Annotated in this window: 2 protein-coding genes; both read left to right on the forward strand. The window is 62.5% G+C overall.

Features of this window, described 5'->3' with window-relative positions; genetic code table 11:
- Positions 1-325 (forward strand): STAS/SEC14 domain-containing protein (locus tag J5J06_07465; GenBank protein MCO6436909.1); only part of this gene is annotated, 325 nt, incomplete at its 5' end.
- A 545-nt stretch (positions 326-870) separates the two neighbouring features.
- Positions 871-2,127: an ISL3 family transposase gene (locus tag J5J06_07470; protein ID MCO6436910.1), complete on the forward strand. Its 1,257-nt coding sequence runs from the start codon at positions 871-873 to the stop codon at positions 2,125-2,127.
- Positions 2,128-2,174: the final 47 nt, after the last annotated feature.

Genomic DNA, 2,174 nt, shown 5'->3' on the forward strand with positions numbered 1-2,174 from the left:
ACCCGACGATGCCTTGACGAAAGCGGATTTCGAGCACATGTCGAGCATCGTCGATCCCTACCTGGAATCGCACGGCAATCTCAACGGCCTGATCATTCATACCGAGCATTTTCCCGGCTGGGACTCCTTCGGCGCGCTCCTTGAACATCTCCGATTCGTGAAGGATCACCACCGAAAACTTGCCCACGTCGCGGTGGTCACGGATTCAAAGGTCGGAGTCCTGGGCGAAAAACTCGGTTCTCACTTCGTCTCGGCTGAGATTCGGCACTTCCCGTTTCTGCAGTTCGAGCAGGCGAAGGCGTGGGCGCTTGGCCACACGGCTTGATGCATCAGGGATCCCGGCCGCGAATCCGGCCATTGGATGACGAAGTTGTCATGGTTACGCAGGCGTAACCAGCCGCGCTGGAAACGGGGCAGATCACGGCGCAATATTGGCACTTGCACAGTGATGTGCATCCCTCCCCAAGATTACAAACCGCTCCACCCCGAGCGGTTTTTTTTGCCGTCGTTTTACCTGCCATACCAAATCTACTGCTGGCTCCCGTAATCCAGGCCACGGATCCCCTCACGTCCTTAGGTTTTTGCACGAGGCCGGCCTGCCGGCGATAATCGGCCCAATGACGTTTTGTGTGGGTGAGGCCATGCACGGGGTTCCGGAACGAGATCTCCTGAGACACAATCGGTGATCTGTAGTGGGGCCGGTGGACAGGTGGTCGAGAGGCCCGAGAGTGTGGGCAGGCGGTGGGCAACCGGTACGGTTGTCCACGGGCTGTCCACACGGTCCGCAGGACTCGGGCCGGCCCGCAGGGCTCGTCCACCTGTCCACCGGCCTGCCTGTGTCCTCGTCGATTGACAGTTCTGGAGTGGCTTGTGGATCAAACGTCTTTGTTTACCGTGGCGCTGGGCCTGGCGTCTCCGTGGGAAGTAACCGACGTGTCGTTCGACCCCGACGCGGGGCGTATCGACTTTCAGGTCGGATTCCATCGCGGTGCGCGCTTCGCCTGCCCCGAGTGCCACACGCCGCACCAGGCGGTGCACGACACCCGGGAGCGTTCCTGGCGGCACCTGAACTTCTTCCAGTACCAGGCCTTCGTGCATGCCAAGGTGCCGCGCGTGCGGTGTGACAGTTGCGGCAAGACTCTCCAGGTCGCCGTGCCGTGGGCGCGCGAGGGCAGCGGATTCTCGCAATTGATGGAGGCACTGGTGGTCACGTTGTGCAAGGCGATGCCGGTGCACCAGGTGGCGGTGCTGCTCGGGGTCGGCGACATGAGCGTGTGGCGCATTCTCGATCACTACGTCGACGGCGCGCGCGAGCGCGAGGACTTCTCCTCGGTGCGGGCGCTCGGGCTGGACGAAACCGCCTCGCGGCGTGGTCAGCACTACGTCAGCCTGTTTCATGACCTGGAGCGCGGCCGCCTGCTGTTCGCCTGCGAGGGCCGCAGCGCCGACGTGGTGGCACACTTCGCCGACGATCTCGAGGCCCATGGCGGTTGCGCAGAGAACATCGGCGACCTTTGCATCGACATGTCGGCGAGCTACATCGCCGGCGTCGCCGAGCACCTGCCGTGGGCCAACGTCACTTTCGACGAGTACCACGTCATCGCCCTGGTGAACAAGGCGGTCGATGAGGTTCGCCGCGAGGAGGTCAAACACAATCCCCTGCTCAAGCGCAGCCGCTACGTGTGGCTGAAGGATGCCAGAAAGTGGACCCGCGAGCAGTTGTTCGCCTTTCATGACCTGTCGCGCCGGGGCCTGAAGACCCATCGTGCGTTTCGACTCAAGGAGGCCTTGCGCGACATCTTCGCCAGCGCCCAAAACGCCGGGCAGGCCGCTGTCCTGCTCGAGAAGTGGTATCGCTGGGCACGTCGTTGCCGGCTCGAACCCCTCAAGCGGGTGGCCGCCACCCTGCGCCGGCACTGGCAGGGCATCGTCAATGCCTTCGATTCGAATCTGACCAACGGGCGCGCCGAAGGCATCAACTCGCTGGTCCAGGCGGCCAAGGCGAGAGCTCGCGGTTACCGCACGAGTCGACACCTGATTACCATCTCCTATCTGATCGCCGCAAAGCTTACCCATCTGCCAGCGGCTCCGTTTATCGACATCCGTTCAATGAAATCCGTCGCATGACCGCACCCAGTCCCGACGCTACCCACACGAAACGGGAAAGAACCAAT

It is taken from the genome of Phycisphaerae bacterium, assembly GCA_024102815.1.
Lineage (GTDB): Bacteria > Planctomycetota > Phycisphaerae > UBA1845 > UBA1845 > JAGFJJ01.